The sequence below is a fragment of the Mycobacterium sp. E1214 genome (assembly GCF_001666755.1).
Classification (GTDB): domain Bacteria; phylum Actinomycetota; class Actinomycetes; order Mycobacteriales; family Mycobacteriaceae; genus Mycobacterium.
In genome coordinates, this window is sequence record NZ_LZJC01000162.1 from 70,345 (window position 1) to 96,672 (window position 26,328).

The 26,328-nt window shown below is 69.6% G+C and carries 30 protein-coding genes; 23 read left to right on the forward strand and 7 right to left on the reverse strand.

What is annotated here, in order from left to right; genetic code table 11:
* Positions 1-55: 55 nt before the first annotated feature.
* The 6 genes from A5700_RS22720 to deoC all read left to right on the forward strand — a co-directional run bounded on the left by A5700_RS22720 (position 56) and on the right by deoC (position 4,279).
* Entirely contained in the window at positions 56-1,381 is a 1,326-nt protein-coding gene (locus A5700_RS22720) for a DUF445 domain-containing protein (RefSeq protein WP_068073573.1), read from the forward strand.
* 78 nt (positions 1,382-1,459) lie between these two features.
* Complete coding sequence (locus tag A5700_RS22725; protein ID WP_068073694.1) at positions 1,460-1,876, forward strand: helix-turn-helix transcriptional regulator; 417 nt, start codon at positions 1,460-1,462, stop codon at positions 1,874-1,876.
* Positions 1,877-2,118: 242 nt separating this feature from the next.
* Entirely contained in the window at positions 2,119-2,748 is a 630-nt protein-coding gene (hbhA, locus tag A5700_RS22730) for a heparin-binding hemagglutinin HbhA (RefSeq protein ID WP_068073575.1), read from the forward strand.
* Between the two features lie 109 nt (positions 2,749-2,857).
* Entirely contained in the window at positions 2,858-3,145 is a 288-nt protein-coding gene (locus A5700_RS22735) for a DUF2516 family protein (RefSeq protein ID WP_068073577.1), read from the forward strand.
* Between the two features lie 4 nt (positions 3,146-3,149).
* Positions 3,150-3,590 (forward strand): DUF2599 domain-containing protein, encoded by a 441-nt coding sequence (locus A5700_RS22740; protein WP_068073579.1) that lies wholly within the window; start codon positions 3,150-3,152, stop codon positions 3,588-3,590.
* Positions 3,587-4,279, forward strand: a complete 693-nt coding sequence (deoC, locus tag A5700_RS22745; protein ID WP_068073581.1) for a deoxyribose-phosphate aldolase — start codon at positions 3,587-3,589, stop codon at positions 4,277-4,279. Before A5700_RS22740 ends, deoC begins: the two co-directional genes overlap by 4 nt.
* Before the next feature lie 6 nt (positions 4,280-4,285).
* Here the strand turns inward: deoC and A5700_RS22750 are convergent, their stop codons facing one another.
* From A5700_RS22750 to A5700_RS22760, 3 genes are read right to left on the reverse strand one after another with little or no spacing between them, the layout of a single operon-like run.
* Entirely contained in the window at positions 4,286-5,323 is a 1,038-nt protein-coding gene (locus tag A5700_RS22750; RefSeq protein WP_197502920.1) for a DUF2993 domain-containing protein, read from the reverse strand.
* Entirely contained in the window at positions 5,320-6,141 is an 822-nt protein-coding gene (locus tag A5700_RS22755; protein ID WP_068073582.1) for a carbon-nitrogen hydrolase family protein, read from the reverse strand. Before A5700_RS22755 ends, A5700_RS22750 begins: the two co-directional genes overlap by 4 nt.
* A 46-nt stretch (positions 6,142-6,187) precedes the next feature.
* Positions 6,188-6,706 (reverse strand): DUF2505 domain-containing protein, encoded by a 519-nt coding sequence (locus tag A5700_RS22760; protein WP_068073584.1) that lies wholly within the window; start codon positions 6,704-6,706, stop codon positions 6,188-6,190.
* Between the two features lie 26 nt (positions 6,707-6,732).
* Here A5700_RS22760 and A5700_RS22765 point away from each other — a divergent pair, with 26 nt between their 5' ends.
* Positions 6,733-7,830: a UDP-N-acetylmuramate dehydrogenase gene (locus A5700_RS22765; RefSeq protein ID WP_068073585.1), complete on the forward strand. Its 1,098-nt coding sequence runs from the start codon at positions 6,733-6,735 to the stop codon at positions 7,828-7,830.
* A 71-nt stretch (positions 7,831-7,901) separates the two neighbouring features.
* A complete protein-coding gene (locus tag A5700_RS22770; protein ID WP_068073589.1) occupies positions 7,902-9,263 on the forward strand; it encodes an Ig-like domain-containing protein in 1,362 nt (453 codons plus the stop codon).
* Here A5700_RS22770 and A5700_RS22775 read toward each other — a convergent pair.
* Complete coding sequence (locus A5700_RS22775) at positions 9,247-9,996, reverse strand: SDR family oxidoreductase (protein WP_068073591.1); 750 nt, start codon at positions 9,994-9,996, stop codon at positions 9,247-9,249. The genes A5700_RS22770 and A5700_RS22775 overlap by 17 nt on opposite strands.
* Before the next feature lie 233 nt (positions 9,997-10,229).
* Here A5700_RS22775 and A5700_RS22780 point away from each other — a divergent pair, with 233 nt between their 5' ends.
* From A5700_RS22780 to regX, 6 genes are all read left to right on the forward strand, one after another.
* Entirely contained in the window at positions 10,230-11,510 is a 1,281-nt protein-coding gene (locus tag A5700_RS22780) for an ROK family protein (protein ID WP_369828301.1), read from the forward strand.
* A 60-nt stretch (positions 11,511-11,570) separates the two neighbouring features.
* Entirely contained in the window at positions 11,571-12,845 is a 1,275-nt protein-coding gene (gene mshA, locus A5700_RS22785; protein WP_068073597.1) for a D-inositol-3-phosphate glycosyltransferase, read from the forward strand.
* Positions 12,842-13,351 carry a YbjN domain-containing protein gene (locus A5700_RS22790; RefSeq protein WP_068073599.1) on the forward strand — a complete coding sequence of 170 codons (510 nt, stop codon included), beginning with the start codon at positions 12,842-12,844 and terminating at the stop codon, positions 13,349-13,351. Before mshA ends, A5700_RS22790 begins: the two co-directional genes overlap by 4 nt.
* 110 nt (positions 13,352-13,461) lie before the next feature.
* Positions 13,462-14,211 carry a phosphoglyceromutase gene (locus tag A5700_RS22795; protein WP_068073601.1) on the forward strand — a complete coding sequence of 250 codons (750 nt, stop codon included), beginning with the start codon at positions 13,462-13,464 and terminating at the stop codon, positions 14,209-14,211.
* Between the two features lie 152 nt (positions 14,212-14,363).
* Positions 14,364-15,593, forward strand: coding sequence for a cell wall metabolism sensor histidine kinase WalK (locus tag A5700_RS22800; protein ID WP_156671383.1), 1,230 nt, complete (start codon positions 14,364-14,366; stop codon positions 15,591-15,593).
* Positions 15,594-15,642: 49 nt separating this feature from the next.
* Positions 15,643-16,326 (forward strand): two-component sensory transduction protein RegX, encoded by a 684-nt coding sequence (gene regX, locus A5700_RS22805; RefSeq protein WP_007768263.1) that lies wholly within the window; start codon positions 15,643-15,645, stop codon positions 16,324-16,326.
* Between the two features lie 31 nt (positions 16,327-16,357).
* On the opposite strand, the gene A5700_RS22810 is transcribed toward regX, so the two are convergent.
* Positions 16,358-17,152 (reverse strand): hypothetical protein, encoded by a 795-nt coding sequence (locus tag A5700_RS22810; RefSeq protein ID WP_068073604.1) that lies wholly within the window; start codon positions 17,150-17,152, stop codon positions 16,358-16,360.
* 118 nt (positions 17,153-17,270) lie between these two features.
* On the opposite strand from A5700_RS22810, the gene A5700_RS22815 reads away from it, so the two are divergent.
* The 9 genes from A5700_RS22815 to A5700_RS22850 all read left to right on the forward strand — a co-directional run bounded on the left by A5700_RS22815 (position 17,271) and on the right by A5700_RS22850 (position 24,760).
* On the forward strand, positions 17,271-18,287 hold the full coding sequence (locus A5700_RS22815; protein WP_068073606.1) for a Ppx/GppA family phosphatase: 1,017 nt from the start codon (positions 17,271-17,273) through the stop codon (positions 18,285-18,287).
* Positions 18,284-19,261: a hypothetical protein gene (locus tag A5700_RS22820; protein WP_068073608.1), complete on the forward strand. Its 978-nt coding sequence runs from the start codon at positions 18,284-18,286 to the stop codon at positions 19,259-19,261. The genes A5700_RS22815 and A5700_RS22820 overlap by 4 nt, the downstream gene beginning before the upstream one ends.
* Before the next feature lie 15 nt (positions 19,262-19,276).
* Positions 19,277-20,119: a sugar phosphate isomerase/epimerase gene (locus tag A5700_RS22825; protein WP_068073610.1), complete on the forward strand. Its 843-nt coding sequence runs from the start codon at positions 19,277-19,279 to the stop codon at positions 20,117-20,119.
* 28 nt (positions 20,120-20,147) lie between these two features.
* The gene (locus tag A5700_RS22830) at positions 20,148-20,969 is read left to right on the forward strand and encodes a thioesterase family protein (RefSeq protein ID WP_068073612.1); all 822 of its coding nucleotides are present in this window, start codon (positions 20,148-20,150) and stop codon (positions 20,967-20,969) included.
* A gap of 27 nt (positions 20,970-20,996) precedes the next feature.
* Positions 20,997-21,869, forward strand: a complete 873-nt coding sequence (proC, locus tag A5700_RS22835; protein WP_197502921.1) for a pyrroline-5-carboxylate reductase — start codon at positions 20,997-20,999, stop codon at positions 21,867-21,869.
* Between the two features lie 138 nt (positions 21,870-22,007).
* Entirely contained in the window at positions 22,008-22,265 is a 258-nt protein-coding gene (locus A5700_RS22840) for a cell division/environmental response transcriptional regulator (RefSeq protein ID WP_068073618.1), read from the forward strand.
* A 152-nt stretch (positions 22,266-22,417) separates the two neighbouring features.
* Entirely contained in the window at positions 22,418-22,519 is a 102-nt protein-coding gene (locus A5700_RS25665; RefSeq protein WP_003402602.1) for a 30S ribosomal protein bS22, read from the forward strand.
* A gap of 46 nt (positions 22,520-22,565) precedes the next feature.
* Positions 22,566-23,693 (forward strand): SDR family oxidoreductase, encoded by a 1,128-nt coding sequence (locus A5700_RS22845; protein WP_068073621.1) that lies wholly within the window; start codon positions 22,566-22,568, stop codon positions 23,691-23,693.
* Positions 23,675-24,760, forward strand: coding sequence for a lysophospholipid acyltransferase family protein (locus A5700_RS22850; RefSeq protein WP_197502922.1), 1,086 nt, complete (start codon positions 23,675-23,677; stop codon positions 24,758-24,760). Before A5700_RS22845 ends, A5700_RS22850 begins: the two co-directional genes overlap by 19 nt.
* A 104-nt stretch (positions 24,761-24,864) precedes the next feature.
* Here the strand turns inward: A5700_RS22850 and A5700_RS22855 are convergent, their stop codons facing one another.
* Together A5700_RS22855 and A5700_RS22860 are read right to left on the reverse strand one after the other, a co-directional pair.
* Entirely contained in the window at positions 24,865-25,788 is a 924-nt protein-coding gene (locus tag A5700_RS22855) for a cyclopropane mycolic acid synthase family methyltransferase (RefSeq protein WP_068073626.1), read from the reverse strand.
* Positions 25,789-25,798: 10 nt separating this feature from the next.
* Positions 25,799-26,311 (reverse strand): MaoC family dehydratase N-terminal domain-containing protein, encoded by a 513-nt coding sequence (locus A5700_RS22860; protein WP_068073628.1) that lies wholly within the window; start codon positions 26,309-26,311, stop codon positions 25,799-25,801.
* Positions 26,312-26,328 lie beyond the last annotated feature (17 nt).

Genomic DNA, 26,328 nt, shown 5'->3' on the forward strand with positions numbered 1-26,328 from the left:
GGTGGTACACAGGGCCTCGCAAGGAGGCGAACCGACGCACGCGCCGGCAGTGGGCATGAACGAGGCGGCCTCGCACCCCGCGGCCGGCCAGGCCCGGCCATCTCTCGCGGAATCCTTTGCCGGCGCCGATCCGGAGGCGGACGCCGAACGGCGCGTCGCGCTGCGCCGCATGAAGGCGGTGGCGCTGAGCTTTTTGATCGGCGCCAGCGTTGTCTTCCTCGCCTGCCGCTGGGCACAGGCGCACGCCAGCCTGGGCGCCTGGGTCGGTTATGTCGGTGCGGCGGCGGAAGCCGGGATGGTCGGCGCCCTGGCCGACTGGTTCGCCGTGACGGCGTTGTTCCGCCACCCGCTGGGCATCCCCATCCCGCACACCGCGATCATCAAGCGCAAGAAGGACCAGCTCGGGGAGGGGCTGGGGACCTTCGTCCGGGAGAACTTCCTGTCGGCGCCCGTCGTGGAGACGAAGTTGCGCGACGCCCAGGTGCCCGGGCGGCTGGGCAAGTGGCTGTCGGAGCCGGCGCACGCCGAGCGGGTGGCCGGCGAGGCCGCGACCGTGTTGCGCGTGCTGGTGGAGCTGCTGCGCGACGACGACGTGCAGCAGGTGATCGACCGGATGATCGTGCGCCGCATCGGGGAGCCGCAGTGGGGGCCGCCGGTGGGGCGGGTGCTGGCGACGCTGCTGGCCGAAAACCGGCAGGAGGCGTTGATCCAGCTGCTGGCCGACCGGGCGTTCCAGTGGTCGCTCAACGCCGGGGAGGTCATTCAGCGGGTGATCGAGCGCGACTCCCCGACGTGGTCGCCGCGGTTCATCGATCACCTCGTGGGCGACCGCATCCACCGCGAGCTGATGGACTTCACCGATAAGGTGCGCCGCAACCCCGACCACGAACTGCGCCGTTCGGCGACCCGCTTCCTGTTCGAGTTCGCCGAGGACCTGCAGCACGACGACACCACGATCGCCCGCGCCGAGGCCGTCAAGGAGCAGTTGATGGCCCGAGACGAGATCGCCAACGCCGCCGCGACGGCGTGGAAGACGCTCAAGCGGCTGGTGCTCGAGGGCGTCGACGACCCGTCGAGCAGCTTGCGGACCCGCATCGCCGAGACGGCGATCCGGGTCGGCGAATCGCTGCGCGACGACGCCGAGTTGCGCGACAAGGTCGACAACTGGCTGGTCCGGGCCGCGCAGCACCTGGTGTCCCAATACGGGGTGGAGATCACCGCCATCATCACCGACACGATCGAGCGCTGGGACGCCGAGGAGGCCAGCCGGCGCATCGAGCTGCACGTCGGTCGCGATCTGCAGTTCATCCGCATCAACGGCACCGTCGTGGGGTCGCTCGCGGGCCTCGTCATTTACGCCATCGCCCAGCTGCTCTTCTAGTGGTGCTAACAAGTGCTTGCAAATGCAAGCACTTGTCCGTAGTCTGTGGTCGACCACCACCAGACGCAGGAGTACGCCATGGCAACCGAGGAGAAGCTCTCCGCCAAGGTGTCCAGCGCTGCTTCGGACATGGCGTCGGACATCGGCAGCTTCATCCGCAGCCAGCGTGAGCTTGCCCAGGTGTCCGTGCGTCAGCTCGCCGAGAAGTCCGGCGTCAGCAATCCCTACCTCAGCCAGGTGGAGCGCGGGCTGCGTAAACCGTCCGCCGACGTGTTGAACCAGATCGCGAAGGCGTTGCGGGTGTCCGCCGAGGTGCTTTACGTGCAGGCCGGAATTCTCGAGCCCAGCGACAAAAGTCAGGTGCGGGACGCCATCATCACCGACACCTCGATCACCGAGCGTCAAAAACAAATCCTGCTCGACATCTACGCATCGTTCGCCCACGAAAACGAATCCAGCAGCACCGAGGAGTGTCCGACCGAATCAGACGAGTGACTGGCCGCCGGGCAGGGCGTTCACCAATCGCCAGCGAGTCGCGATGTATAGACGACCGGCCGCCGCGGTTATCCCAGAGGAAGGGAATTCCACGATCCCTCCGACTGCTCCCGACGAAATCCGCGTCGACGGTCACCAGCTTTCAAGGAGGCGCTTGAACCGAGCTTCCCGACTTCGACAGACCAGACCGCACCGACACGAATGACGCTGATCGTGAAAACAACACCATGAAAGGAAAAGACATGGCGGAAAATTCGAACATCGAGGAATTGCGGGCCCCGTTGCTTGCGGCCCTGGGCGCGGCCGACCTGGCCCTGGCCACCGTCAACGAGCTGCTCGCCGGCCTGCGGGACCGCGCCGAGGAGACCCGCGCCGACACCCGCAGCCGGGTCGAGGAGAGCCGCGCTCGCCTGACCAAGCTGCAGGAAGACCTGCCCGAGCAGATCACCGAGCTGCGCGACCGGTTCACCAGCGAAGAGCTGCGCAAGGCCGCCGAGGGCTACCTGGAGGCCGCCACCAACCGCTACAACGAACTGGTCGAGCGTGGCGAGGCCGCCCTGCAGCGGCTGCGCAGCCAGACCGCGTTCGACGACGCGTCGGCGCGCGCCGAGGGCTACGTGGACCAGGCCGTCGAGCTGACGCAGGAGGCGCTGGGCACCGTGGCGTCGCAGACCCGCGCGGTCGGCGAGCGAGCCGCCAAGCTGGTCGGCATCGAGCTGCCCAAGAAGACCGACGAGACGGCTCAGAAGGCGCAGAAGGCCGTCGGCAAGGCGCCGGAGAAGGCCGTTGCCAAGAAGGCGCCGGCCAAGAAGGCCCCGGCCAAGAAGGCTCCCGCCAAGAAGGCGCCGGCCAAGAAGGTCACCCAGAAGTAGGACCCCGGCCGCCCGACGGCGGCCGGCCGCACCACACAGTCGGCTCAGAGTTGTTCGAGGGGGCAACTCTGAGTCGACGTTTGGGTTGACGCCCGCCTACCCTGAAGGCGTGAGTCAACTCGTGGGCACCGTCATGCTGGTCCTGCAGATCGCCGTCCTCATCATGGCGGTCTACGCGTTCGTGCATGCGGCGCTGCAGCGCCCCGACGCCTATACCGCCGCCGACAAGCTGACCAAGCCGGTCTGGCTGGTGATCCTCGGGCTGGCCGTCGTGATGACATCCCTGCTCTACCCCGTGTTCGGCGTGCTCGGCATGGCGATCGCGGCCTGCGGGGCAGGCGTGTACCTGGTGGATGTGCGGCCCAAGCTCCTCGAAATCCAGGGCAAGTCGCGCTGACGGGGTGAGGGCCCTGTTGGTCGCGGCGACCGCGCTGCTGGCCGCCTGCTGCCCCGCGCTCGCGCACGCGAATTCCGGGGCGCTCACCGCGGGCCCGGCCGCGCCGTCGGTTCCGTCGCCACCCTTCGTGGACCACACCGAGTGGTCGCTCTGGCAGGGCCGCAGCAGCCTGCGGGTCTTCCCGTCAGCGTCCGGGCGGCTGGCCGCCCGACAGCCCGGCAGCGGCGCCCTCGCCGACGAGGCGTGGGGCGAGGTGCTCGCCGCCGCACCCGACGCCGACACCCCCGGCATGCGCGCGCAATTCGACTGCCACTGGCAATTCGCCGAGCTGGCGCAGCCCGGCAAGCCCAGCTGGAACCTGGAGCCGTGGCGCCCCGTCGTGGACGACACCGAGATGGTGGCCTCGGGGTGCAACCCCGGCGGCCCGGAGGAGAGCTTCCCGTGAGCCGATACAGCCGGGCCGACGTCGCCGCAAGGGTCGACCACACCCTGCTCAAGCCCGAGGCCACCGAGGCCGACGTGGCCGCGCTAGTGGCCGACGCCAAGCAGCTCGGCGTCTACGCGGTGTGCGTCTCGCCCCCCATGGTGCCGGCCGCGGTGCGGGGGGCCGGGGGCCTGGCCGTGGCGAGCGTCGCGGGCTTCCCGTCGGGCAAGCACCTGTCGGCGGTCAAGGCTTACGAGGCCGCCCAGGCGGTCGCGTCCGGCGCGGCCGAGGTCGACATGGTCATCGATGTGGGCGCGGCCCTGGCGGGCGATTACGCCGCCGTCCGTTCGGACATCGCCGCCGTGCGCGACGCCGCAACGGGAATCGTGCTGAAGGTGATCGTCGAATCGTCGGCGCTGCTCGCCCTGGCCGACGAGCGCGCCCTCGCCCAAGTGTGCCGGGCGGCCGAGGACGCCGGCGCCGACTACGTCAAGACCTCGACCGGCTTCCATCCCAGCGGCGGCGCGACGGTGCCGGCGGTCGCGCTGATGGCCGAGACCGTTGGTGGGCGGCTGGGGATCAAGGCCAGCGGCGGCATCCGCACCGCCGCCGACGCGATCGCGATGCTCGACGCCGGGGCCACCCGGCTCGGCCTGTCAGGCACCCGCGCCGTGCTCGACGGGCTCGGCGCGGACCCGTCGACCCCGTAGCCCTCGTCAGAGGTTGGCGAAGCAGGGGTCGTTGTTGTCGCCGGCCGGGATGCTCGCGTTCTGCGTCGAAAAGTGGCTCGTGACACCGGTATCCGTCACCTGCACGCTGTCGGCGTGGATCCCCAGCGGGTAGTTCTTGGTGAGGTTGGAGGTGAAGTCGTCCAGCGTCGACTGCACGGTCTCCTTAGGCAGCGTGAAGCCGAGCGCGTTGAAGCTGGCGATCTGCAGCTGCAGCCCGGTGCCCGACACCACCGGCTTGGCGGTGATGTTCTCCAACATGCCCTTCATCTCGATCGTGCCGTCGGCCGGGTGGGTGGTCACGCTGTTGGTGACGAACGGGCCCAGCACCGGGATCGCGTTCTGCACCGTCTGCTTGATGCCGTCGGTGGTCCAGGTGATGGTGGCGTCCAGCGAGCCGATGGTGCCCTTGGAATTGCCCGAGTCCTTGATCCGGACGTCCTTGATGTTGAGCGCCAGCTTCATGCCCTTGGCGTCACGGAGCTGGTTACCGGCCGTCTGCACCGAGATGTTGGTGTAGTGCTTGGTCGCCTGCTGCCACAGCATCAGCGGCGTCACGCCGAACGACGCGGTCGCCTGATCCTTGACCTCGCAGGCCACCGCCTGGGCCACCTTGGTGTCCGCGACATGCCGGACGTACAGTTCGGCGCCGACGAACCCGGCGATGACGAGCGCGAACACGATGATGAAGACCAGCGCGACCGACAGCGGGTCGCGAAGGAAGCGGCGCTTCCGCTTTCCCGACGCGGGGTCCTCGTCCGGGGCGGCGAGCCGCTCGGTGGGGGCGGCCGGTGGGGTCGGCGGCGGCGGGTACTGAGGTTGCTGCAGATTGGGCTGGGGGGCGCCGAACTGCTCGGTAGCCGCTTGCGAGGCGCCCGCCACGGGCTGCGGCGGCGCCTGCCGCGGGCCGCCGGTGTTGATCCGCTCGGTCGGCCGCTCAGTGGGCGGCGGGCCGAAGGGGCCCTGGCTGCCGGGACGGCCCCACGTCGGCGGGTCCTGGTTCGGGGGTCCTTGCGGGTTCGTCACCCGACCGATTCTGCACTATCAACCTGTGTGAAGTCCGACTGGTTTCTCAGCACCGCGATGCTCTCCCGGGCCTTGGCGACCCGGTCCACGTCGATGTCGGCGACGAGCAGCTGCGGCTGCGATCCCGCGGACGCGACCACCTCGCCCAGCGGCGACGCGACCAGGCTGCCGCCCACGCCGGTCGGGGCGCCCGCGCCGTCCAGGGCTTTGCCGGGGTCCGCCTGACCGGCGGCGGCGAGGTAGCTCATCGAGTCGAGCGCGCGGGCCCGCGCCAGCAGCGTCCACTGCTCGAGTTTCCCGGGACCGGCGCCCCAGGACGCGCACACGGTGATCAGCTGGGCCCCGCGGCGGGCCAGCTCGGTGTACAGCGCGGGGAAGCGGATGTCGTAGCAGACGGTCAGCCCCACGCCTACCCCGTCGACGGTGATGACCACCGGCTCGCGGCCGGCGGCGACCGTGCGGGACTCGGTGAACCCGAACGCGTCGTAGAGGTGGATCTTGTCGTAGTGGGCGCTCGACCCGTCGGGACCCGCGGCGATCAGCGTGTTCTTGACCCGGCCGTCACCGGACGGGGTGAACATCCCCGCGACCACGGTGAGGCCGGAGTTGGTCGCGATCCGGCGCACCCCGTCGGCCCAGGGGCCGTCGACCGGCTCGGCGACCGGCGCCAGCGGGACACCGAAGCGGCACATGGTGGCCTCCGGGAACACCACCAGCCGCGCGCCGGCGTCGGCGGCCTGGGCGCTGTAATCGCGCACCAGCTGCAGATTCGCCGCGGGATCGGTGCCGCTGAGCAGCTGCGCCAAGGCGATTCGCATGGGGGCCAGCTTAGCCGCGGCGGGCCCCGGCGAACCGGGCGACGGCTCAGGCCGTCTTGGCGATCCACTCCGTGGTGAACCGCTGTTCGGCGGCCATCAGCTCGGCCAGTTGGCTGCCGATGATGTTCTCCAATTTTCCGCCGATGATCGGGACGCGCACCTGCACGGTGGCGCGGAACGTCAGCCGGGTGCCGCCTGTCTCGGCGATGGGCGCCAGCTCCGCGGTGCCGGACAGGTTGACCGGGGCGTCGACGATGGAGCCCAGGACCGAACCCTGCGCCGCCCCACCGGTCACCGGCCCCCAGGACTCCTCACGGCGGATGCACAGGTCGCCGGCGTGCAGCTGGGTGACCATACCCGGCAACTTGTGGCTGCGGATGACCTGCAGCGTGACCACGTCGACGGTGTCCTCCCCGGATTCGCCGAGGGTCATCGACTCCAGGGTGGCGACGTCCACGCCCGAGCCGGCCAGCCGGGCCCGCCAATAATTTTCGTCCGTGAAAGCGCGGTGCACCTGGTCAACGCTGCCGTCGTAGTCGGCCGACAAGTCGAATGAACGCGGCATAGCTGGTCAGGCTACCGTTACGGGCCATGAAGACCAGCGCTGCCGGGGCGAAGTTCGCCGGCGCGGTGGTGGCCGAGGGGGTGCCGCTGGCGCCGCTGACCACCCTGCGGGTGGGGCCGGTCGCGCGTCGCCTCATCACCTGCGTCTCCAGCGAGCAGGTGATCGCGGTCCTGCGGCAACTCGACCGCCACGCCGCCGAACGCGTGCTGGTGTTCGCCGGGGGATCCAACGTGGTACTCGCCGACTCGCTGACCGACCTGACGGCGGTGCGGCTGGCCAACGACGGCATCGCCGTCGAGGGCAACCTGGTCCGCGCCGAGGCGGGCGCGGGCTGGGACGACGTCGTCGTCACGGCCCTCGACCACGGCCTCGGCGGCCTGGAATGCCTGTCCGGCATCCCCGGCTCGGCCGGGGCCACCCCGGTGCAGAACGTGGGGGCCTACGGCGTGGAGGTCTCCGACAGCATCACCCGGGTGCGGGTGCTGGACCGCGCCAGCGGCGAGACGCGCTGGCTGCCGGCCGGTGAGCTGGGCTTCGGCTACCGCACCAGCGTGCTCAAACGGGCCGGACAGCGGCTGCCGCTGGTGGTGTTGGAGGTGGAGTTCGCGCTGGACGCGTCGGGCCGCAGCGCCCCGCTGCGCTACGCCGAGCTGACCGCCGCGCTGGGCGTCCGCGCCGGCGAGCGCGCGGACCCGCGCGCCGTGCGCGACGCGGTGCTGGCGTTGCGGGGCCGCAAGGGCATGGTGCTCGACACCGCCGACCATGACACCTGGAGCGTCGGCTCCTTCTTCACCAACCCGGTCGTCGCCCCCGAGGTCTACGACCGCCTCGCGCGCGACACCGCCGGGCCGGTGCCGCACTACCCGGCCCCGGACGGGGTCAAGCTCGCCGCCGGCTGGCTGGTGGAGCGGGCCGGCTTCGGCAAGGGCTATCCGCAACCGGACGGCGCCTGCGGCGAACCACCCTGCCGGCTGTCCACCAAGCACGCGCTGGCACTGACCAACCGCGGGCACGCCCGCTCGGACGATGTGCTGGCCCTGGCCCGGACCGTCCGTGACGGAGTCCGCAGCGTGTTTGGTATCACATTGGAGCCCGAGCCCGTCCTGGTCGGCTGCAGGCTGTAGCCGCAAATTTCGCCGCGCCGCGCGCGGCGCCGCTTCGTCGCGACCGAGTTGGCCGATTCTGCCCGGTATCTTTGTCTTTCGTGAGCCCGTCCCGCCCGCCGAAGCCGATCAACCGGCGTCTGGCTTTGGCGACCCTCGGGCTCGGTGTGCTCTCTCCCGGCGTGCTGGCCGCCTGCTCCGGCTCGACCGCCAAGCAAGCGGAGAAAAAGGAGCAGCCGGCTCCCCAGATCAAGTACTCGCCGGCGACCTCCGCCGAGAACGTGGTGCCGGTCACCCCGGTCAGCGTGGAGATCACCGACGGCTGGTTCCAGAAGGTGACGCTGACCAACTCGGCGGGCAAGGCCGTCGCTGGCGCGTTCAACGCCGACCGCACGGTCTACTCGACCACCGAGCCGCTGGGCTATGACACGACCTACACCTGGAGCGGGTCGGCCGTCGGGCACGACGGCAAGGCGCTCCCCGTCGCGGGCAAGTTCACGACGGTGGCCCCGACCAAGAAGATCGGTGGCGCCTTCCAGTTGGCGGACGGCCAGACCGTCGGCGTCGCCGCGCCCATCATCATCCAGTTCGACGCGCCGATCAGCGACAAGGCGGCCGTCGAGAAGGCCCTCACGGTGACCACGAACCCGCCGGTCGAGGGCAGCTGGGCCTGGCTGCCCGACGAGGCGCAGGGCGCCCGCGCGCACTGGCGCACCCGCGAGTACTACCCCGCGGGCACCACCGTCAACGTGGAGGCCAAGCTCTACGGCCTGCCGTTCGGCGACAACGCCTACGGCGCCGACGACATCTCGTTGAACATTCAGATCGGCCGCCGGCAGGTGGTCAAGGCCGAGGTCTCGTCACACCGGATCCAGGTGGTGCGCGACGAGGGCGTTGTCATGGACTTCCCGTGCAGCTACGGCGAGGCGGACAAGGCGCGCAACGTGACCCGCAACGGCATCCACGTCGTCAGCGAGAAGTACTCCGATTTCTACATGTCCAACCCCGCCGCCGGTTACAGCAACGTGCACGAACGCTGGGCGGTCCGCATCTCCAACAACGGCGAGTTCATCCACGCCAACCCGTCCAGCGCGGGGGCGCAGGGCAACAGCAACGTCACGAACGGCTGCATCAACCTCTCGACCAGCGACGCCGAGCAGTATTTCCACACCGCCATGTACGGGGACCCGGTCGAAGTCACCGGCAGCACGATCCAGCTGTCGTACTCCGACGGCGACATCTGGGACTGGGCCGTGGACTGGGACACCTGGGTGGCCATGTCGGCGCTGCCGCCCCCGACTGCGCGCCCGCCGTCGACCCAGATCCCGGTCACCGCGCCGGTGACGCCGTCGAACGCGCCCACCCTGTCCGGCACGCCGACGACGACGACCTCCACGTCGACCAGTCCGACTTCGACGTCGACCAGTCCGACGTCGACTAGCTCCGGCGGTTGAACCGGCTCGTCGACGCCTGATCACGCGGTTTGAGGACGATCAGGTCCAGGTCGACGTGCGGCGGCCGCGAGGCCACGAACCCGATCACCTCGGCCACGTCGGCCGCCACCAGCGGCGTGATGCCGCTGTACACGGCGTCCGCGCGTTGCTGGTCTCCGTCGAAGCGAATCAGCGAGAACTCGGTCTCGACCGCGCCCGGGGCGATCTCGGTGAGCCGGACCGGTTTGCCCAGCAGCTCGCCGCGCAGCGTGCGGTGCAACGCCCCCTGGCCGTGCTTGGCCGCGGTGTAGCCGGCGCCGCCGTCGTAAACCTCAAGCGCCGCAACCGAAGTCACGGTCACGATCAACCCGTCGCCGGAGGCGATCAGCTGGGGCAGTAGCGCCCGGGTGACCCGCAACGTGCCCAGCACGTTGGTCTCCCACATCCAGCGCCAGTGCTCCAGGTCGGCCTCGGCGACGGGCGCCAGGCCCCGGGCCCCGCCGGCGTTGTTCACCAGAACGTCCACCCGGCTCAGCCGTTCGGCCAGCGCCGCCACCGCCGCATCGTCTGTGACATCAGCCACAATCGCGGTGCCGCCGATGTCGTTAGCCAGCGCCTCGATGCGGTCCGCCCTGCGGGCCACCGCGACGACGTGAAAGCCCTGCGCAGCAAGGATTCGCGCGGTTGCCTCGCCAATCCCGGAGCTGGCCCCGGTCACCACTGCTACCCGTTGATTTTCGCCGAATCCCGTCACCGGAATAACTGTAATGAACGTGCTAAATTTCCGTTGTGCACCTCAGCGCCCTGTCCCACACCACCACCACCGCGTGTCTTTGCGCGGCGGGTGCGTGTTGTTGCTGCGCACTTTGCCGCTCCTGACCCAGACCAGGACGTGGCCAACGACCGGCCAGCAAATTCGGACAAAGGACGCTCGTGCGCTCGAACACCCTCACTCATTCGCACCATTCTTCTAATCGGGCGGTAGCCCTGGGATCGGGCCAGAAGGCCCATCGGTCGGTGCGCCGGCAGATCGTGCCGCCGGCGCTGCACATCCCCGACTCCGCGGCGGCCTCGGTGTTCCGCGCCGTCCGGCTGCGCGGCCCCGTCGGCCGTGACGTCATCGCCAACGTCACCTCGCTCAGCATCGCCACCGTCAACCGTCAGGTCATCGCGCTGCTCGAGGTCGGCCTGCTCCGTGAGCGCGCCGACCTGGCCGTCTCCGGGGCGATCGGGCGTCCCCGCGTCCCCGTCGAGGTCAATCACGAGCCGTTCGTGACGCTGGGCATCCACATCGGCGCGCGGACCACCAGCATCGTGGCCACCGACCTGTTCGGCCGGACCCTGGACACCGTCGAGACGCCCACGCCGCGCAACCCCGCCGGGCCCGCGCTGGCGTCGCTGGCCGACAGCGCCAGGCGGTACCTCAGGCGCTGGCACCGGCGGCGGCCGCTGTGGGTGGGCGTCGCCATCGGCGGCACCGTCGACAGCGCCACCGGTCACGTGGACCACCCGCGGTTGGGTTGGCGGCAGGCCCCGGTGGGGTCGGTGTTGGCCGACGCGCTGGGCCTGCCGGTGTCGGTGGCCTCGCACGTCGACTCGATGGCCGGCGCCGAGCTGCTGCTCGGCATGCGGCGGTTCCTGCCCAGCTCGCCGACCAGCCTCTACGTCTACGCCCGCGAGACCGTGGGCTACGCCTTGGTGATCGGCGGCCGGGTGCACTGCCCCACCAGCGGCCCCGGCACCATCGCGGCCCTGCCGGCCCACTCGGAGCTGCTCGGGGGTACCGGGCAGCTGGAGTCGACGGTGAGCGACGAAGCCGTGGTGGCCGCGGCGCGCCAGCTGCGGATCCTGCCGTTCGCCCCCACCGGTCGCGCCGCCGGGTCCGCCGCCGGCATCAGCGACCTGTTGCGGATCGCCCGCGCGGGCAACCAGCAGGCCAAGGACCTGCTGGCCGAGCGCGGCCGGGTCCTCGGCGAGGCGGTCGCGCTGCTGCGCGACATGCTCAACCCCGACGAGCTGGTGGTCGGCGGCCAGGGCTTCACCGAGTACCCCGAGGCCATGGATGCCGTCGAGGCGGCCTTTGCCGAGCGGTCCGTGCTGGGACCGCGCGACATCCGCGTCACCGTCTTCGGCAACCGGGTGCAGGAGGCCGGCGCGGGCACCGTCTCGCTGGCCGGGCTGTACGCCGACCCGCTGGGCGCGATGCGGCGGGCCGGCGCGCTGGACGCCCGGCTGCGTGACGACGCTCGGGACGAGTCGTCCGCCTGACGCGACCCCGTGTCCTGCGCGCTTGGTCTGACCGGCGGATCGTCCTGTAAAGATGACAGAGTGCGGCACGATGACGTCTACCGGCTGAATGAGCCGCGTCGGGTCGCAGTGTTGGCGGTGCACACCTCCCCGCTGGCCCAGCCCGGCACCGGCGATGCCGGGGGCATGAACGTCTACGTCCTGCAGACCGCGCTGCACCTGGCGCGGCGGGGCATCGAGGTCGAGATCTTCACCAGGGCGACCGCGTCCGCCGACCCGCCGGTCGCGCGGGTGGCGCCCGGGGTGCTGGTGCGCAACGTGGTCGCCGGCCCGTTCGAGGGCCTCGACAAGTACGACCTGCCCACCCAGCTGTGCGCGTTCGCGGCAGGGGTGCTGCGCGCCGAGGCGTCGCACGAGCCGGGCTATTACGACATCGTGCACTCCCACTACTGGCTGTCCGGGCAGGTCGGGTGGCTGGCCCGCGACCGGTGGGCGGTGCCGCTGGTGCACACCGCGCACACGCTGGCCGCGGTCAAGAACGCCGCGCTGGCGGACGGGGACACGCCGGAGCCGCCGCTGCGCACGGTCGGGGAGCAGCAGGTGGTCGACGAGGCCGACCGGTTGATCGTCAACACCGACGACGAGGCCAAGCAGCTGATCTCGATCCACCACGCGGACCCGGGACGCATCGACGTCGTGCATCCCGGGGTCGACCTCGAGGTGTTCCGCGCGGGCGACCGCCGCGCCGCGCGCGCCGCGTTGGGCCTGGGCGTCGATGAGCCCGTGGTCGCGTTCGTCGGCCGGATTCAGCCGCTCAAGGCGCCCGACATCGTGTTGCGCGCCGCCGCGCAGCTGCCGGGGGTGCGCGTCGTCGTGGCCGGTGGCCCGTCGGGCAGCGGGCTGGCCGCCCCCGACGGGCTGATCCGGCTCGCCGCGGCGCTGGGCATCACCGACCGGGTGACGTTCCTGCCCCCGCAGAGCCGCCCCGACCTGGCCACCCTGTTCCGCGCCGCCGACCTGGTCGCCGTGCCCAGCTACTCCGAGTCGTTCGGCCTGGTCGCGCTGGAGGCGCAGGCGTGCGGCACGCCGGTGGTGGCCGCCGCGGTCGGGGGGTTGCCCGTGGCCGTGCGCGACGGCGTGACCGGGTCCCTGGTGGACGGGCACGACGTGGACCGGTGGGCGACGGCCCTGGACCGGATGCTGCGCCTGCCGGCAGCGCGCGCGACGCAGATGAGCGCCGCGGCCGCCGCGCACGCGGCCACCTTCTCCTGGGATCACACCACCGACGCGCTGTTGGGCAGCTATCGACGCGCCATCCGGGACTACACCGCCGAGCGCAGGGGAGTGGGCGCATGACGACGACCGTGACCGAGACGATCGAGGACGCGCTGCGGGGCAGCGGGCTGACCTACTCGAAACACGAAGGGGCCCATGGCGGGTTGCCCGGCCTGGTGGTCGAGCTGCCGGGGGAGCGCAGGCTCAAGACCAACACCATCCTGACCGTCGGCGAGCATTCGGTGCGGGTGGAGGCGTTCGTGTGCCGCAAGCCCGACGAGAACAACGAGGGCGTCTACCGGTTCCTGCTCAAGCGCAACCGGCGGCTCTACGGCGTGGCCTACACGTTGGACAACGTCGGGGACATCTACCTGGTCGGGCGCATGTCGCTGGCGTCGGTGGACGCCGACGAGCTCGATCGGGTGCTCGGGCAGGTGCTCGAGGCGGTGGACGCCGACTTCAACACGTTGCTGGAGTTGGGTTTCCGCTCGTCCATTCAGAAGGAATGGGAGTGGCGGGTGTCGCGCGGTGAGTCGCTGAAGAACCTGCAGGCCTTCGCGCATCTCATCGACGACGATTCGGACTAGCGGTGACGACCTCGGCTCCGCGACCGTAAGCTGGCCGCGCTGCTGGGGCCCGAATCCCGCAGTGGGCTTACGCTCGGCGAGCCGCAGACGCTGCGTGAGAGACTCTGTGCATGGGTGACACTGCCACGCTGGTGCTGCTTCGCCATGGCGAAAGCGAATGGAACTCGCTGAACCTCTTCACCGGCTGGGTGGACGTCGGGCTGACCGACAAGGGGCGCGCCGAGGCGGTGCGCAGCGGCCAGCTCCTGGCCGAGCACGGCCTGCTGCCCGACGTGCTCTACACGTCGCTGCTGCGCCGGGCCATCACCACCGCACACCTGGCCCTGGACGCCGCCGACCGGTTGTGGATCCCCGTGCATCGCAGCTGGCGCCTCAACGAGCGCCATTACGGCGCGCTGCAGGGCTTGGACAAGGCCGAAACCAAGGCCCGGTACGGCGACGAGCAGTTCATGGCCTGGCGGCGCAGCTACGACATCCCGCCGCCGCCGATAGAGAAGGGCAGCACCTACAGCCAGGACGCCGACCCCCGCTACGCCGACATCGGCGGCGGCCCGCTCACCGAGTGCCTGGCCGACGTGGTGGTGCGGTTCCTGCCGTACTTCACCGACGTCATCGTCCCCGACCTGCGCAGCGGCAAGACGGTGCTGATCGTGGCCCACGGCAACTCCCTGCGGGCGTTGGTCAAGCACCTCGACCAGGTGTCCGACGAGGAGATCGCCGGCCTGAACATCCCGACCGGCATTCCGCTGCGCTATGACCTGGACGCCGACCTGCGCCCGTTGCTGCCGGGCGGCAGCTACCTGGACCCGGAGGCCGCCGCCGCCGGGGCCGCCGCCGTCGCCAACCAAGGCGGCAAGTGAGCCGGGCTGACCACCCTTCCTGAGCACCGGCCCCCCGGATGCCAAACTCCGCGTGAACGGCAGCGGAACACCTGTGGCGCAATGTGTGACTTGTCCGATTTTGGCCTCGCTCCGCTAGGGCGGCGTTAAGGAAGATTTGTAGGATTTGCTATGTGACTGTGTTCTCGGCGGTGTTGCTCGCCGGGGTCGTGTCCGTGCTGGCGCTGGCCGTGGGAGTGGTGGCCGGTATCCGGCTGTCGGGCCGGGCGACGCAGCGCCGCCAGCAGGTGAACACCGCGTGGAGCGGCATCACGGTCGCGCAGATGCTCCAGCAGATCGTCGCGCTGATGCCGATGGGCGCCGCCGTGGTCGATTCCCACCGCGACGTCGTCTACCTCAACGACCGCGCCAAGGAGTTGGGCCTCGTCCGCGACCGTCAACTCGACGACCACGCGTGGGAGGCCGCGCAGCAGGCCCTGAGCGGTGTGGACGTCGAGTTCGACCTGAGGCCGGCGAAGCGCACGGGTGGGCGCTCCGGGCTCTCGGTGCACGGGCAGGCCCGGCTGCTCAGCGAGGAAGACCGGCGCTTCGCCGTGGTCTTCGCCCACGATCAGTCCGACTACGCCCGCATGGAGGCGACCCGGCGCGACTTCGTGGCCAACGTCAGCCACGAGCTCAAGACGCCCGTCGGCGCCATGGCGCTGCTCGCCGAGGCCCTGCTGGCGTCGGCCGACGATTCCGAGACCGTCCGGCGCTTCGCCGAGCGGGTCCTCGTCGAGGCGAACCGGCTGGGCGACATGGTGGCCGAGCTGATCGAGCTGTCCCGGCTGCAGGGTGCCGAGCGGTTGCCCAATGTCACCGAGGTTGATGTCGATCGCGTTGTGACCGAGGCGATTTCGCGGCACAAGGTGGGTGCCGACAACGCCGACATCGAAGTGCGTACCGACGCCCCCAGCGGCCTGCGGGTGCTGGGCGACGAGACCCTGCTGGTGACGGCACTGGCCAACCTGGTGTCGAACGCGATCGCCTATTCGCCGCCGGGCTCGCCGGTGTCCATCAGCCGTCGCCGCCGCGGGGAGAACATCGAGATCGCCGTCACCGACCGCGGCATCGGGATCGCGCTCGAGGACCAGGAGCGGGTGTTCGAGCGGTTCTTCCGCGGCGACAAGGCGCGGTCGCGCGCCACCGGTGGCAGCGGGCTGGGTCTGGCCATCGTCAAGCACGTCGCCGCCAACCACAACGGCAGCATCGGGGTGTGGAGCAAGCCGGGCACCGGATCGACGTTCACGTTGTCGATTCCGGCGGCGCTGCCGTCGGACGACGGCGAGGAGCAGGCCGACCAATTGCAGGGCCGCGAGGTGCGGCCCGGCCGGTCACAACGAGAGGAAGAACTGAGCCGATGACGCGCGCGTATGACGATGCAGGGCGCAGCGATGAGGAGGAATCGCGCCGATGACGAGTGTGCTGATTGTGGAGGACGAGGAGTCGCTGGCCGACCCGCTGGCGTTCCTGCTCCGCAAGGAGGGCTTTGAGGCCACCGTGGTGACCGATGGCTCGGCGGCGCTCGCCGAGTTCGACCGCGGCGGCGCCGACATCGTCCTGCTCGACCTCATGCTGCCCGGCATGTCGGGCACCGACGTGTGCAAGCAGCTGCGGGCCCGCTCCAGCGTGCCGGTGATCATGGTGACCGCCCGCGACAGTGAGATCGACAAGGTCGTCGGGCTGGAGTTGGGCGCCGACGACTATGTGACCAAGCCGTATTCGGCACGCGAGTTGATCGCCCGGATCCGGGCGGTGTTGCGCCGCGGCGGCGACGACGATTCGGAGATCAGCGACGGCGTGCTCGAATCCGGGCCGGTGCGGATGGACGTCGAACGCCACGTCGTCTCGGTCAACGGCGACACGATCACGTTGCCGCTCAAGGAGTTCGACCTTCTCGAGTACCTGATGCGCAACAGCGGCCGGGTGCTGACCCGCGGTCAGCTGATCGACCGGGTGTGGGGCGCGGACTACGTCGGCGACACCAAGACGCTCGACGTGCACGTCAAGCGGCTGCGGTCCAAGATCGAGGCCGACCCGGCCAACCCGGTGCACCTGGTGACCGTGCGCGGCCTCGGATACAAGCTCGAGGGCTGACGGGGCCCACCTCGGGCCTACGTCGCGGCGGCTACTCGGCGATGCGCGTCGCCGGGTGCACGGCGATAAGCCCTAACTTGCTGCGCCGCTTACACATTGCGGCCAGCTCCGCGTAGGCCTTGCTGCCCAGCAGCTCGGTCAGCTCGTCGGCCAGGCTCTCCCACACCTGCGTGGCGCCGACGTGCGCGGCCGGGTCGCCGGTGCAGTACCAGTGCAGGTCGGCGCCGCCGGAGCCCCAGCCGCGGCGGTCGTACTCGGTGACCCAGGTCTTGAGGATCTCGCTGCCGTCGGGCCGGGTCACCCACTCCTGGCTGCGGCGGATCGGCAGCTGCCAGCACACGTCGGGCTTCATGGTCAGCGGCGGCACCCCCAGCTTGAGGGCCTTGCTGTGCAGCGCGCAGCCGACGCCGCCGGGGAAACCGGGACGGTTCAAGAAGATGCAGGCGTCCTTGTGCTTGCGGGTGCGGTACTGCGGTTGCCCGTCGTGCTCGTCGAGCTCCAGGTATCCCTTGCGCCCCAGACCTTTTTCGCGGAACTGCCAGTCGCTGTCGGTCAGCTGCTGCACCGCGTCGTCGAGGCGGGCGCGGTCGTCGTCGTCGGAGAGGAAGGCGCCGTGCGAGCAGCACCCGTCGTCCGGGCGGCCCGCCACGGTGCCTTGGCAGGCCGGGGTGCCGAAAACACAGGTCCAGCGCGACAGCAGCCAGGTCAGGTCGGCCGCGATCAGGTGCTCGGGATTGTCTGGGTCGTAGAACTCCACCCATTCGCGGGCGAAGTCCAGCTCGACCTCTTCCCCCGGCCGGGGTTGCGAATTCGCCACGCAGTCCACGGTAGACCACGATTCGTGCCGTCCGGTTCGCTGACACTCGGCCCCTATGGTCCTCGTCACGGCGGTGAAACCGGGTCTCGAAAAGCACGCGCTCCGACGGCCACGTTAGGTTGTTGTCGTGCGATTGGGTGTGCTCGACGTGGGCAGCAACACGGTCCATCTGCTGGTGGTCGACGCCCACCGCGGCGGGCACCCGACGCCGATGAGCTCCACGAAGGCCACGCTGCGGCTGGCGGAGTCGATCGACAGCTCCGGCAAGCTCACCAAGCGGGGCGCCGAGAAGCTGATCTCGACCATCGACGAGTTCGCCAAGATCGCGGACAGCTCGGGCTGCGCGGAGCTGATGGCGTTCGCCACGTCGGCGGTGCGCGACGCCGAAAACTCCGACGACGTGCTCGCCCGGGTGCGTAAGGAGACCGGGGTCGAGCTGCAGGTGCTGACCGGGGTGGCCGAGTCGCGGTTCACCTTCCTGGCGGTGCGCCGGTGGTACGGCTGGAGCGCGGGGCGCATCATCAACCTCGACATCGGGGGCGGCTCGCTGGAGATGTCCAGCGGCGTCGACGAGGAGCCCGAGGTCGCGTTGTCGCTGCCGCTCGGCGCCGGGCGGTTGACCCGTGAATGGTTGCCCGACGACCCGCCCGGCCGGCGCCGGGTGGCGATGCTGCGGGATTGGCTGGACGCCGAGCTGGCCGAGGCCAGCGTGAGCGTCCTGGAGGCGGGCCACCCCGACCTGGCGGTGGCGACATCGAAGACGTTCCGCTCGCTGGCGCGGCTCACCGGTGCGGCCCCGTCGGCCGCCGGGCCGCGCGTCAAACGAACGCTGACCGCGAACGGCCTCAGGCAACTCATATCTTTCATCTCTAGGATGACGACCGCTGACCGGGCAGAACTGGAAGGGGTGAGCGCCGAGCGGGCGCCGCAGATCGTGGCGGGCGCGTTGGTGGCGGAGGCGAGCATGCGAGCGCTGTCTATCGAATCGGTCGATATTTGCCCGTGGGCATTACGGGAAGGTCTCATTCTGCGCAAACTCGACAGCGAAGCGGACGGAACGGCCTTGATGGGTCCGTCCGTGCGCGATGCTGGAGGGCAGGCAGTTGATCGGAACGGAAGCCGATCGAGAGGCGACAAACCATGACCGGACCGCACCCCGAGGCCGAGGGCGACAACACCAGGCCCATCTCGGTCGCCGAATTGCTGGCCAGGAATGGAACCATCGGCGCGCCGGCCGTCACCCGGCGCCGGCGGCGTCGGCGCGGTGACAGCGACGCGGTGACCGTCGCCGAACTCACCGGCGAAATCCCGGTGATCCGCGACGACGACTTCGACGAGCCCGGCGCCGACGACACCGCCCAGACCGGCGCGCCGGCCGCGCCGGAAGCTCCCGAACCCCCCGCGGCCGAGGACGCCACCCCTGCCCCGCGGCCCGCCAACAAGCCCGCGTCCGCCTACTGGTCCGAACCCGAGCCGCGCTGGCCCAAGTCCCCGCCGCAGCCGCCACGAACGCCCCGCCCCGAGCGCAGCGCCTACCCCCGTCCCGTCCGCCAGGCCGACGAGGGTCGCCCGGCCACGGGCGCCGGCCCGCTCGGGCAAGCGGCGGGCGCCGAGGAGATGAGCTTCGACCCGCTGGATCATTACGCCGACATCCCGGTCGACGTCATGGACTCCGAGGTGCGTGAGGCCGAGACCGCGTCCGAGGATTCCGCCTACGTGCGTTCCTTCCTGCGGACCGAGGACTCGGAGCTGCTCGACGAGGACGGCGCGGCCCCGGGCGACGCCCCCCTGACGGACGGGCACGCCGACCCCGCACCCGGCGACGCCGAGACCCCGCCGGCGCAGGGACGCTTGGAGAACCTCTGGCACGGCGCCCTGGTGGTGCTGCAGTCGATCATGGCCGTCGCCTTCGGCGCCGGCTTGTTCGTCGCGTTCGACCAACTGTGGCGCTGGAACAGCATCGTCGCGCTGGTGCTCTCCGTGCTGGTGATCCTCGGCCTGGTGGTCGGTGTCCGGGTGGTCCGCAAAACCGAGGACATCGCCAGCACACTGATCGCGGTCGCGGTCGGCGCGCTGATCACCCTCGGCCCGCTGGCGCTGTCGTTGCAGTCGGGTTAGCGACCACTTCAGACAGTGCGCCCAGCGATCAAAGTCGGCCTGTCCACGGCTTCGGTGTACCCGTTGCGGGCCGAGGCGGCCTTCGAGTACGCGGCCCGGCTGGGCTACGACGGCGTCGAGCTGATGGTGTGGGCCGAATCGGTCAGCCAGGACATCGACGCCGTGCAGAAGCTGTCGCGGCGCTACCGCATGCCGGTGTTGTCCGTGCACGCGCCCTGCCTGCTGATCTCCCAGCGGGTGTGGGGCGCCAACCCGATCCCGAAGCTGGAGCGCAGCGTGCGCGCCGCCGAGCAGCTGGGCGCCCAGACCGTCGTCGTGCATCCGCCGTTCCGCTGGCAGCGTCGCTACGCCGAGGGATTCAGCGAGCAAGTAGCGGCGTTGGAGGCCTCGAGCGGCGTCCTGGTCGCCGTCGAGAACATGTTTCCGTTTCGGGCGGACCGGTTCTTCGGGTCCGGGCAGTCCCTGGAGCGGATGCGCAGGCGCGGCGGCGGCCCCGGCCCGGCGATCTCGGCGTTCGCGCCGTCCTACGACCCGCTCGACGGCAACCACGCGCACTACACGCTGGACCTTTCGCACACCGCGACGGCGGGCACCGATTCCCTGGACATGGCGCGACGGATGGGGTCCGGCCTGGTGCACCTGCACCTGTGCGACGGCAACGGGCTGCCCGCCGACGAGCATCTGGTGCCCGGGCGCGGCAGCCAACCGACCGTCGAGGTATGCCAGATGCTGGCCAACAGCCAGTTCGCCGGCCACGTGATCCTGGAGGTGTCGACGTCCAGCGCGCGGTCAGCCAACGAGCGCGAAAGCATGCTCGCCGAATCGCTGCAGTTCGCCCGCACCCATCTGTTGCGTTGAGCCGACCCAGGAGACACCCCCACCGATCATGACTGCCCTCTTCACCACCGCAATGGCGTTGCGGGAGGTCGGCCCCGGCGTGTACGAGGCCGAGCTGAACAAACACTGGACCATCGGGCCCAAAGTCCACGGCGGCGCGATGCTGGCGTTATGCGCCAATGCCGCGCGCGAAGCGGGCGGTGGCGCCCTCGAGCCGGTGACCGTCTCGGCGAGCTTCCTGTGGGCGCCCGACCCCGGCGCGATGCGGCTGCTGACCAAGGTCCGCAAGAAGGGCCGCCGGATCAGCGTCGTCGACGTCGAGCTCACCCAGGGCGACCGCACGGCGGTGCACGCCGTGGTCAACCTCGGCGAGCCGGAGCACTTTCCCGCGGACGGACCCGCCAAGCCGCTGTTGTCGGCCAACCCGGTCGTGGACCTGATGGCGCCCGAACCGCCCGACGACATCGCCCCGATCGGCCCCGGTCATCCCCTGGCCGGGTTGGTGCACCTCGGCGAGGGCTGCGACGTGCGGCCGCTGCTGTCCACCTTGGGGCCCAGCGTCGACGGCAAGCCCCCGGTGATCCAGATGTGGGCGCGACCCCGCGGCGTGGCCCCGGACGCGCTGTTCGCGCTGATGTGCGGCGATCTGTCCGCGCCGGTGACCTTTGCCGTCGAACGCACCGGTTGGGCGCCCACGATCCAACTGACGGCCTTTCTGCGGGGTCTGCCCGCCGACGGCTGGCTGCGGATCATCGCGACGTGCACCGAGATCGGGCACGACTGGTTCGACGAGGACCACATCGTCGTCGACAGCCTGGGGCGCCTGGTGGTGCAGGCGCGGCAACTGGCGTTGGTCCCTGCCGCCGGCTGAACGCCGGTGTCTGCGATGCTGTCCGGCATGGCGAAAATCGCGATCATCGGTGGCGGCAGCATCGGGGAGGCGCTGCTGTCGGGCCTGCTGCGCGCGGGCCGCCACGTCAAGGACCTGGTGGTGGTGGAGCGGGTGCCCGAGCGCGCCGACTACCTGGCCGAGACCTACTCGGTGCGCGTCACGTCGGTCGCCGAGGCGGTGGACAACGCGTCCTTCGTCGTGGTCGCGGTGAAGCCCGCCGACGTCGACTCGGTGATGACCGAGATCGCCCGGGCGGTCGGCGCAGCCGAGAACGACACCGCCGAGCAGGTCTTTGTCACCGTCGCGGCCGGGATCACGATCACCTACTTCGAGGCCAAACTGCCCGCCGGGACCCCGGTGGTGCGGGCCATGCCGAACACGGCGGCGCTCGTGGGTGCCGGGGTGACCGCCCTGGCCAAGGGCCGGTTCGTCACCGGCCCGCAGCTCGAGGGCGTCACCGCGTTGTTCGACGCCGTCGGCGGCGTGCTGACCGTGCCGGAGGCGCAGATGGACACCGTCACGGCGCTGTCCGGCTCCGGACCCGCCTACTTCTTCCTGATGGTCGAGGCCCTGATCGACGCGGCCGTCGCCGCGGGCCTCGGCCGCGACGTCGCGACCGATTTGACCACCCAGACCATGGCCGGGGCGGCGGCCATGCTGCTCGAACGCCTGGACGCCGAGCGCACGGGTGACAACCAGGGCGCCGCCCCGCGGGTGGACACCACGCCCACCCAGCTGCGGGCCTCGGTGACCTCACCGGGCGGCACCACCGCCGCTGCGCTGCGCGAACTCGAACGGGGCGGCCTGCGGGCGACCGTCGACGCCGCCGTCCGGGCCGCCAAAACGCGCTCTGAGCAGCTAAGAATTACATCGGAATAATTTAAGATGTCGAAATTGATTGTCCCCCACCAGTACCAATAACCCCATCAGTACCGCTATTCTCCTCTTTGTAAGCACGTGTGGTGCCAGCGGAGGGGAAGCCGCTGGCATGCGCGTGCCTGACACGATTGGGTAGCGATGACGTCTACGAACGGGCCATCAGCGCGAGATTCCGCAGGCAAGACGCGGGACGGCGGTTCCGGCGATGGCCAGCAGGGCAGGACGCAATTCCTCACCGTCGCCGAGGTGGCGGCGTTGATGCGGGTCTCCAAGATGACGGTGTACCGGCTGGTGCACAACGGTGAACTGCCCGCGGTCAGGGTGGGACGGTCCTTCCGCGTCCACTCCAAGGCCGTGCACGACATGCTGGAGACGTCCTACTTCGACGCGGGCTGAGCGCAGCGTCCGCCCGCGGGCGGAGCCGAGCTTTCTGTCATCCGGCCGACGGGCGGCGCCCGTTTGGTGTTCCATGCGTGCGGCCGGGTAGAGTATCCGGGTCCAATCGATGTCCAATCGATGATGTAGGCCACGGTCAGATAGCGGAGTTCATGGGTTCAGTAATCAAGAAGCGGCGCAAGCGCATGTCGAAGAAAAAGCACCGTAAGCTGCTGCGTCGCACCCGGGTGCAGCGCAGAAAACTCGGCAAGTAAGCGCTGCCCGCGGCCCACGCGCCGTTTGTCTCGTTAGGCTGTTTGGGTGGATCCGACGAGTGGGGATGACGCCGGAGCGGGCGACACCACCGCTGCCGCGGCGCACTACCCGAAAGTCGTGCTGGTCACCGGTGCCTGTCGCTTTCTCGGCGGGTATCTGACAGCTCGGCTCGCGCAGAACCCGTCGATCAAGTCGGTGATCGCGGTCGACGCGATCGCCCCCAGCAAGGACATGCTGCGCCGGATGGGTCGCGCGGAGTTCGTGCGCGCCGACATCCGGAACCCCTTCATCGCCAAGGTGATTCGAAACGGCGACGTCGACACGGTGGTGCACGCCGCCGCCGCGTCCTACGCGCCGCGTTCCGGCGGCACCGCGGCGTTGAAGGAAATCAACGTGATGGGCGCGATGCAGCTGTTCGCCGCCTGCCAGAAGGCGCCCTCGGTGCGCCGCGTCGTGCTCAAGTCGACGTCGGAGGTCTACGGCTCCAGCGCCCACGATCCGGTGATGTTCACGGAGGACAGCACCAGCCGCCGGCCGTTTCGCAACGGCTTCGCCAAGGACAGTCTCGACATCGAGGCCTACGCGCGCGGGTTGGGGCGGCGCCGTCCCGATATCGCGGTGACGATCCTGCGGCTGGCCAACATGATCGGGCCGGCGATGGACACCACGCTGTCGCGTTATCTCGCCGGGCCCTTGGTGCCGACGATGTTCGGCCGCGACGGGCGCCTGCAGCTGCTGCACGAACAGGACGCGTTGGGCGCGCTCGAGCGGGCAGCGATGGTCGGCAAGGCCGGCACTTTCAACATCGGCGCCGACGGAATCATCATGTTGTCCCAGGCAATTCGACGAGCGGGCCGAATCCCGTTGCCAGTACCGGGTTTCGGCGTGTGGGCGCTGGATTCGTTGAGACGGGCTAACCGTTACAACGAAATCAGTCGCGATCAATTCGATTATCTAAGTTACGGCCGCGTCATGGACACCAGCCGAATGCGTTCCGAGCTTGGCTACCAGCCGAAATGGACGACGGCAGAAGCCTTCGACGACTATGTGCGCGGCAGAAGCCTGACTCCCATAATCGACCCGCATCGGGTACGCTCCTTGGAGAGTCGCGCCATATCCTTGGCCCAGCGCTGGGGTAGCCGAAATCCAATTCCGTGGGGTGGGGTCAGGTAGGTATCGTGGCGGGTGAAACAAGAGCGAATGTCATTCCGCTGCATAGCAATCGAGGTCGGGTAGCGGCGCGTCGCAAGGCCGATCAGCGCGCGGAGTCGTCCCGCCAGCACCCCTCGTTGCTCTCCGATCCGAACAGCCGCGCGTCGGCCGAGCAGATCGCCGCGGTGGTCCGCGAGATCGACGAGCACCGCCGCGCCAGCGGCTCGTCCGCGGACGCGCCGCTCAACGAACTGGCGCAACGCGTCGCCGCGGTGGCCGGCTTCTTCCGGCAGCGCCTCACCGGGGACTACACCGTCGACGAATTCGGCTTCGACCCGCACTTCAACAGCGCGATCGTGCGGCCGCTGCTCAGGCTCTTCTTCCGGTCATGGTTCCGGGTCGAGGTCACCGGCATCGAGAATCTGCCGGCCGAGGGCGCGGCGCTGGTGGTCGCCAACCACGCCGGTGTGCTGCCGTTCGACGGGTTGATGCTGTCGGTGGCCGTGCACGACGAACACCCCGCGCAGCGCGACATGCGATTGCTCGCCGCCGACATGGTGTTCGACCTGCCGGTGGTGGGGGAGGCGGCGCGCAAGGCGGGCCACACCATGGCGTGCACCACAGACGCGCACCGGCTGCTCGCCGCCGGCGAGCTCACCGCGGTCTTCCCGGAGGGCTACAAGGGGCTGGGCAAGCGATTTGAGGACCGGTACCGGCTGCAGCGGTTCGGTCGGGGCGGCTTCGTGACGGCGGCGCTGCGCACCAAGGCGCCCATCGTGCCGTGCTCGATCGTCGGCTCGGAAGAGATCTACCCGATGCTGACCGACGTGAAGCTGTTGGCCCGGCTGTTCGGGCTGCCGTATTTCCCGGTCACGCCGCTGTTCCCCCTGGCCGGACCGCTGGGCCTGGTGCCGCTGCCGTCGAAGTGGCGCATCGCGTTCGGCGAGCCGATTCACACCGACGACTACTCCGCGTCGGACGCCGACGACCCGATGGTCACCTTCGAGCTGACCGATCAGGTCCGCGAGACCATCCAGCAAACGCTGTATCGGCTGCTCGCCGGGCGGCGCAACATCTTCTTCGGCTGAAAGTCTTCGCTTCGCGGCCCGCGAGCCTTCGCTATCGGGCCAACGGACGCGAGCGCGAAAACGCCCCGGCGCCAATGGCTTCCGGGGCGTTTTGCGGTGTGGAGTTACTTGACCAGCGTGAACTGGCAGACGTTGGTGTAGCCGTCGCGGAACAGGTCGGAGCAGCCGCGTAGGTACTTCAGGTAGATGTCGTAGGTCTCCTGGCCCTTCAGGGCGATCGCCTCGTCCTTGTGCGCTTCGAGGGCGTCGCCCCACGCGGTCAGCGTCGGCACATAGTTCTTGCCGATGAAGTGGTGCCGCTCGATCTTGAAGCCCGCCTCGGTGGAGTACTTGTCGACCAGGTCGACCTGGGGCAGCTTCCCGCCCGGGTAGATCTCCTTGAGGATGAAGCTGATGAACCGCAGCAGGGTCATGTTGACCTTGAGGCCCATCTTGTTGCCCTCTTCGCGGCTCGGGACCACGATCGAGTGCAGCAACATGCGGCCGTCGTCGGGCAGCAGGTCGTAGTACTTCTTGAAGAAGGTGGCGTAGCGCTCGTATCCGGCGTCACCGGCACCGTCGGCGAAGTGCTCGAACGCACCCAGCGACACGATCCGGTCGACCGGCTCGTCGAACTCCTCCCAGCCCTGGATGCGCACCTCTTTGCGGCGGGGGCTGTCCATCTTCTCGAATTCGGCGACGCAGTGGGCGTGCTGGTTCTCGCTCAACGTCAAGCCGATGACGTCGACGTCGTACTCGGCCACCGCATGACGCATGGTCGAACCCCAGCCACTGCCGATGTCGAGCAGCGTCATGCCCGGCTCCAGGTTCAGCTTGTCCAAGGCGAGCTTGCGCTTGGCGTACTGGGCCTCTTCGAGCGTCTTGGTCAGATTGTTCGGATCGGGGTTTTCGTCGAAGTAGGCGCAGCTGTAGGTCATCGACGGATCAAGCCACAGCTTGAAGAACTCGTTGGACTTGTCGTAGTGGGAGCGGACTGCCTCGACTGGCGGCTTGAGCTGGGTGTTTCCCAGATCCCCCTGTGACGTCATTGAATTGACCCTACTTTCCGGCTGATATGGATGCAATTGCGGCAACTGTTTCCTCAGTGCCGGCCTCGTGATGTGCGGACTCCCCCAACATCGTGACGATGCTGGTGACCACCGGTTCGCCGTCGGCATTCGTCACCTCGCTGCGGATCTCAGCGAGCACGGTTCCGTGCGACTCAATCACCGAGTCTAAGTAGGTGTCAAAGTACAGCTTGTCGTGGGCCAAGATGGGCCGATGGAAGAGGAATTTCTGGTCGCGGTGGATGACCCGGGCGATGTTGATGGGGATGCTGAATTTGGTGAAGATCTCCAGCTGCACCCGGCGCCCCGCGACCGCTAGGAACGTCAGCGGCGCCACCACGGACGGGTAGCCGGCGGCGGCGGCGTCCTCTTCGCTGTAGTGCGTCGGGTGATCGTTCTTCACGGCCAGCGCGAACTCGCGGATCTTCTCGCGGCCCACCTCGAAGTAGTCCGGCGCCCGGTAATGGCTGCCGATGATGCTGTCGGCCTCTTGGAACCTTGCCATGCCGTCGTCACTCTCCG

What these genes read in the sequence shown, in the direction of transcription:
- A5700_RS22720 (WP_068073573.1), top strand. Translation starts at nt 56, where the DNA reads ATGAACGAGGCGGCCTCGCACCCCGCGGCCGGCCAGGCCCGGCCATCT.
- A5700_RS22760 (WP_068073584.1), bottom strand. Translation starts at nt 6,706, where the DNA reads ATGCCGCGTTCATTCGACTTGTCGGCCGACTACGACGGCAGCGTTGAC.
- A5700_RS22765 (WP_068073585.1), top strand. Translation starts at nt 6,733, where the DNA reads ATGAAGACCAGCGCTGCCGGGGCGAAGTTCGCCGGCGCGGTGGTGGCC.
- A5700_RS25665 (WP_003402602.1), top strand. Translation starts at nt 22,418, where the DNA reads ATGGGTTCAGTAATCAAGAAGCGGCGCAAGCGCATGTCGAAGAAAAAG.
- A5700_RS22725 (WP_068073694.1), top strand. Translation starts at nt 1,460, where the DNA reads ATGGCAACCGAGGAGAAGCTCTCCGCCAAGGTGTCCAGCGCTGCTTCG.
- hbhA (WP_068073575.1), top strand. Translation starts at nt 2,119, where the DNA reads ATGGCGGAAAATTCGAACATCGAGGAATTGCGGGCCCCGTTGCTTGCG.
- A5700_RS22755 (WP_068073582.1), bottom strand. Translation starts at nt 6,141, where the DNA reads ATGCGAATCGCCTTGGCGCAGCTGCTCAGCGGCACCGATCCCGCGGCG.
- A5700_RS22820 (WP_068073608.1), top strand. Translation starts at nt 18,284, where the DNA reads ATGACCGGACCGCACCCCGAGGCCGAGGGCGACAACACCAGGCCCATC.
- A5700_RS22830 (WP_068073612.1), top strand. Translation starts at nt 20,148, where the DNA reads ATGACTGCCCTCTTCACCACCGCAATGGCGTTGCGGGAGGTCGGCCCC.
- proC (WP_197502921.1), top strand. Translation starts at nt 20,997, where the DNA reads ATGGCGAAAATCGCGATCATCGGTGGCGGCAGCATCGGGGAGGCGCTG.
- regX (WP_007768263.1), top strand. Translation starts at nt 15,643, where the DNA reads ATGACGAGTGTGCTGATTGTGGAGGACGAGGAGTCGCTGGCCGACCCG.
- A5700_RS22790 (WP_068073599.1), top strand. Translation starts at nt 12,842, where the DNA reads ATGACGACGACCGTGACCGAGACGATCGAGGACGCGCTGCGGGGCAGC.
- A5700_RS22840 (WP_068073618.1), top strand. Translation starts at nt 22,008, where the DNA reads ATGACGTCTACGAACGGGCCATCAGCGCGAGATTCCGCAGGCAAGACG.
- A5700_RS22860 (WP_068073628.1), bottom strand. Translation starts at nt 26,311, where the DNA reads ATGGCAAGGTTCCAAGAGGCCGACAGCATCATCGGCAGCCATTACCGG.
- A5700_RS22795 (WP_068073601.1), top strand. Translation starts at nt 13,462, where the DNA reads ATGGGTGACACTGCCACGCTGGTGCTGCTTCGCCATGGCGAAAGCGAA.
- A5700_RS22855 (WP_068073626.1), bottom strand. Translation starts at nt 25,788, where the DNA reads ATGACGTCACAGGGGGATCTGGGAAACACCCAGCTCAAGCCGCCAGTC.